Below are 4,528 nucleotides of genomic sequence, written 5' to 3'. Positions count from 1 at the left end.
AAGCGCGTCGACGCACTGCTCGGCTATTATTCCTTCGATGCCGGCGCCACCTTCGTCGAAGGCACATGGGCTGCGATCAAGTCTTCCTACGATGTGGCGCTGACCGCCGCCGGCCTGGTCAAGGATGGCGAGGCTTCCGCCTTCGCGCTCTGCCGTCCGCCCGGCCACCATGCCGGGGCTGGCTTTATGGGCGGCTATTGCTACATCAACAACGCCGCCGTCGCCGCGCAATGGTTCCGCGACCAGGGCGCCAGACGCATCTCGATCCTCGACGTCGACTATCACCACGGCAACGGCACGCAGGAGATCTTCTACGACCGTGCCGACGTCCAGGTGCTCAATCTGCATGGCGATCCGATGGTCGAGTACCCGTTCTTCCTCGGCCATGCCGACGAACGCGGCGCGGGTGCCGGCGAAGGCTTCAACATCAACTATCCGATGCCCTTCGGCACCGACTGGGATGCATGGAACGCCTCGCTCGAGGATGCCTGCGCCAGGCTCACCGCTTATGCACCGGATGTCGTCATCGTCTCGCTGGGTGTCGATACGTTCGAGAAGGACCCGATCAGCCAGTTCAAGCTGAAGACATCGGACTATCCCAAGATCGGCCGCCGCATCGCCGGGCTCGGCCTGCCGACGCTGTTCGTCATGGAAGGCGGCTATGCCGTCGAGGAGATCGGCATCAACGCGGTCGGCGTGCTGACCGGGTTCGAGGATCGGTAAATGCCTGTCGTCCAGGAGCATCTGGCGGTTTTGGGACAACGACAGGCATAAGCAAGGGACGGCCGGGACCGGGCGGCAACATCGCCCGGTTCCCACTATCGGGCCAAGGCACCAGCCTTCGGCGCCAGCAACCGGCGCGCCCGTCCATTTATATGCGCCCTGGGGAAATCAACCGGCCGCCGAAATGGCCGGCGAAGATTTTCGCGTCCCGGTCTTCTGTCCGAGGCGCGAAAACCGACCTCTGAGTCGCACGTGAGTCCATCGGATTCGATTTTGTCAAATCGCGTTTGATGTCAGATTCAACTGCGGGTAGATTAGACCCGAATCAGCCGGTCCTTGGGGGGCGCGGCGACCACCCAAAGTCTCTTGTTCCGGAGCTTTTCCGGCACCAGACGCGGACGGCTTCGCGTTCCCTGAATGGATTCGGGATTTGGTTCGGCGCAGCCCTGCGCCACGCGTGTGTCTTCGTCAAAGTAATGCGTATTCGGGTTCGGCGGCTGGCTCCCAGCATCCGGACAGCAGAAACGATTCCGGCCAAAAGCAACAAGAATGAGCAGTCCCGCCGCACTTCTTCAATCCGACACATTGGGCTCGCGCCTGACGTCGCGCGGCGATCTCACCAGCTTTTTCATGCAACTGACCGCCGAGATCGGGGCCAACAGCTACATGTTGGTCGCCATTGTCCACGACCAGGACCGCAACGATGCGCGCATCGTCTCCTCCAACTGGATTTTCGATGCCATCGAGCTGATCGGCAAGCGGCTGATCGCCGGGCTCGCGCAAGGCGCGCTCACCGTCGCGCCAGGTATCCGTCCACATCCGCTCGTGGCATCCCGGGCACCAGAAACAGACGGATTGATCACCGGAGAGGAAGCCCGCCTTCTCGACGTGCTCGGCCATGCCGAAATCTATTCGCTGCGCCTTAATGTCGGTCGCCAGCGCCTGTTCGCCCTGTTCTCTGCGGCGACCGCCGGCAGCATCGACCAGCCGGCGTTGATGCGGGCGCAACTGAAATGCTGCTACGCGCTCTCGCACATCCCGCAACTGATTGCCGCTGCCGCCATGCAGGATCCGTTGTCGGATCGCGAGCGCGAATGCCTGTTCTGGGTTTCCGAAGGCAAGACCACCGACGAGGTCGCCGTCATCCTTGGCGTCTCCTCCAACACCGTCAACAGCTACATCACCCACGCCATCCAGAAATTCGCGGCCAGCAACCGCGCGATGGCCATCGCCACGGCGATCAGGAGCGGCATCATTTGAAACACGCCGATATCAAGGAAACGGCCGAAGCCCTTTTCAACGAGCAGCGCAACCCGTTCGGAGCCTTCACCCTTGGCTCCGAAACCCATCACGCGGTCACCATTCCCGATGCCGTGCGCCGCTGCCGCTGGATCGCCGTTGACATGAATGCCTCGGCTTTCGGCCTCTTCTTCGTAAGCCCCTCGCCCGAGCGGGCGCGGCTCGTGCCATGCTTTGATTCCGACTATCCGGGCATTGCCGTGGCGACCAAGTTCATCTCAGGCGCCAACGGCGAGGAGATCGTGCGCCACACCCGCCTCTCGACCGAACCGCGCTGGTGGACGGATGACGGCGTCCTTGCCATGGTGGAGCTGTTTACCACTCTCGCCTGGACCGAGCAGATGGCGGCGCTGGTGCCCGGAACCAGCGGCATCGCTTTTCCCGTGCACGCCGACCGCGGCCAATGCGGTCTTGTCGTATTCCTGGGCTCGGAGATGACCTTGCAGCAGGATGCGCTCTACGAAATACACGCCCGCTGCTTTTCGCTATTCGCCGCCGTCGCTCGCATCCGTCCGGGCGATACCGGCCGCATGCGGGCAATCTCCAAGCGCGAGCTCGAATGCCTTAAGCTGACCGCCAACGGCAACACCAGCGAAGAGATCGCGCGGCTCCTGAAACTATCGGTGCACACCGCTAACCAGTATCTGACCCAATCGACCCAGAAGCTCAACGCCGTCAATCGCAACCAGGCCGTGGCCAAGGCGCTGCGGCTGGGCTTGATCGAATAGGGGTTTTCGACAGGCAGCTCGATAGCGACCGACGTCAGCGATAGGCGAGCGGCTCGACCTTGCGGATACGCGCCTGTTCGATCACCGCCTCGAGCAGCGCCGTATTGTGCTCCGGGTCTTCGCCCGGTTTCTCGAACGACACGTAGTTGACCGCCACCGAAGCGCCGAGCTCGCTCAGCGTCAGCTGGAAATAGACGGTGACGCCGGGCGGCCTCAGTTCCAGATCGAGCACGATGCGCGGGCTGCCGCTCCAGTCGACATGCGCCTCACCACCATGGCCGAGCCGCAGAGTGCCCGGCATGAAGAACAACTCGACCGCTGAATCGACCAGGTCCGACAGGCACGCGAAATGCTCCAGCCGGATAAAGGCGATGTAGTCGGCGACATCGATCAGCCTGAGTTCCCCCACCACCTGCTCGATGGCGCTGGCGACGATGATCTCGCGAGATTTTGCGTGCGGTTGCCGGTTCATGAAATCTGTCTGCGCTCAGCCTTTTTCGAGTAGACGATCCGCACCAGTTCGGCGACGGCCTGGTAGAATTGTGACGGGATCACACTATCGACCGAAACTTGCTTGTACATGGAGCGGGCGAGCGCCACGTCCTCGAAGACCGGGATGTTGTGTTCCCGCGCGATCTCGCGGATTTTCAGCGCCACCAGATCCTGCCCCTTGGCCAGCACCATGGGTGCCGAGTCCTCGTCGCGCACATATTTCAGCGCGATCGAGAAGTGCGTTGGGTTGGCGATGATCAGCGTCGCGCGCGGCACCGCCGTCATCATCCGCTTGCGCGCCCGGTCGCGCGCCAGCGAGCGCAGCCGCGACTTGACGATCGGGTCGCCCTCGGACTGTTTGAACTCGTCCTTGACCTCCTGCTTGCTCATGCGCAGATCCTGCTTCCAGTGGAAGCGCGACCAGACGATGTCGATTGCCGCGATCAGCCCCATGACGAAGACGATCGCCACCAGGATGTCGACGGCGATGCCGCGGATGACGAGACCGAATGCGACCGGATTGGTGATCATCCCGGCGAGCAGCTTTCGGTGGTCTTCCGACAGCGTGAAGCTCAGCACGACGATGGCAAACCCGACCTTGCCGAGTGACTTCAGGAACTCGACCCAACCCTGGATGCCGAACAGCCTGTTCCATCCCTTGGCGATCGAAATGCGCGAGAGTTGCGGCCGGATCCGCTCGCCTACGAATTGCGGCATGTTCTGGAACACCGAGGCGCCGATGCCGGCGACGGTCAGCAGCACCATCAGGCTCAGGATGGCGCGGCCAACCTCGAGGAGGACGATCTTGTAGAGCGCGATGACGTCGGTCTCGGTGTCCATCGGCCAGGCTTCCGGCTTCTCCAGGAACATCGACAGGAACATGCCGAGATCGATGATCGCATCCTTGGCGTAGAAGACGGTGAACACCAGGATGGCAACGAACGAGGCAAGGAGCGCTGTCTCCCGCGAATGGGGCAGTTTGCCCTGTTCGATGGTGTCGCGGATCTTCTTTTCCGTCGCCTCTTCGGTTTTCGAATCCTTGTCGACCGCGTCAGCCATGGCGCGGCCTTAGGCGGCGTCTTGGGTCGAGGGCAGTTCGAAGGCGCCTTCGCGCGACAGCCGGATCGTCGTCGTAACGATCGTCTTGCGGGCCGCCGTGATGTCGGCGAGAGGGACCCCGTCCGAGCCCTGTCCGAGTTCGGCTTCGATCATGCGCCGCGAGCGGGCGCCGATGGCCGACAGCACCGATTCTGCGAGTGCGGCCGAAGTGCCGCGCAGGGCCAGCG

6 protein-coding genes are annotated in these 4,528 nt (G+C 62.7%); 3 read left to right on the top strand and 3 right to left on the bottom strand.

Translation table 11 applies throughout. The features are described 5' to 3' along the window. From EOC06_RS13505 to EOC06_RS13495, 3 genes are all read left to right on the top strand, one after another. Positions 1-723: histone deacetylase family protein (locus EOC06_RS13505; protein ID WP_164898567.1), on the top strand; the 723-nt coding region annotated here is incomplete at its 5' end. Positions 724-1,272: 549 nt separating this feature from the next. Beyond that, positions 1,273-1,983, top strand: a complete 711-nt coding sequence (locus EOC06_RS13500; RefSeq protein WP_128307984.1) for a helix-turn-helix transcriptional regulator — start codon at positions 1,273-1,275, stop codon at positions 1,981-1,983. Further along, positions 1,980-2,750: a response regulator transcription factor gene (locus EOC06_RS13495; protein ID WP_127271428.1), complete on the top strand. Its 771-nt coding sequence runs from the start codon at positions 1,980-1,982 to the stop codon at positions 2,748-2,750. Before EOC06_RS13500 ends, EOC06_RS13495 begins: the two co-directional genes overlap by 4 nt. A gap of 34 nt (positions 2,751-2,784) precedes the next feature. Here the strand turns inward: EOC06_RS13495 and EOC06_RS13490 are convergent, their stop codons facing one another. The 3 genes from EOC06_RS13490 to EOC06_RS42470 all read right to left on the bottom strand — a co-directional run. Then, positions 2,785-3,222: a hypothetical protein gene (locus EOC06_RS13490; protein ID WP_127268991.1), complete on the bottom strand. Its 438-nt coding sequence runs from the start codon at positions 3,220-3,222 to the stop codon at positions 2,785-2,787. Then, complete coding sequence (gene flhB, locus EOC06_RS13485) at positions 3,219-4,301, bottom strand: flagellar biosynthesis protein FlhB (RefSeq protein WP_127268990.1); 1,083 nt, start codon at positions 4,299-4,301, stop codon at positions 3,219-3,221. The genes EOC06_RS13490 and flhB overlap by 4 nt, the downstream gene beginning before the upstream one ends. 9 nt (positions 4,302-4,310) lie before the next feature. Further along, positions 4,311-4,528 (bottom strand): FliG C-terminal domain-containing protein (locus EOC06_RS42470; protein WP_281062074.1); only part of this gene is annotated, 218 nt, incomplete at its 5' end.

Origin of the sequence: Mesorhizobium sp. M7A.F.Ca.MR.362.00.0.0 (genome assembly GCF_004023175.1) — a bacterium.
GTDB lineage: Bacteria > Pseudomonadota > Alphaproteobacteria > Rhizobiales > Rhizobiaceae > Mesorhizobium.
Note: the sequence above shows the minus strand (reverse complement) of the source record. Positions and strands in the feature narration are given on the sequence as shown.

What these genes read in the sequence shown, in the direction of transcription:
- EOC06_RS13490 (WP_127268991.1), bottom strand. Translation starts at nt 3,222, where the DNA reads ATGAACCGGCAACCGCACGCAAAATCTCGCGAGATCATCGTCGCCAGC.
- EOC06_RS13500 (WP_128307984.1), top strand. Translation starts at nt 1,273, where the DNA reads ATGAGCAGTCCCGCCGCACTTCTTCAATCCGACACATTGGGCTCGCGC.
- flhB (WP_127268990.1), bottom strand. Translation starts at nt 4,301, where the DNA reads ATGGCTGACGCGGTCGACAAGGATTCGAAAACCGAAGAGGCGACGGAA.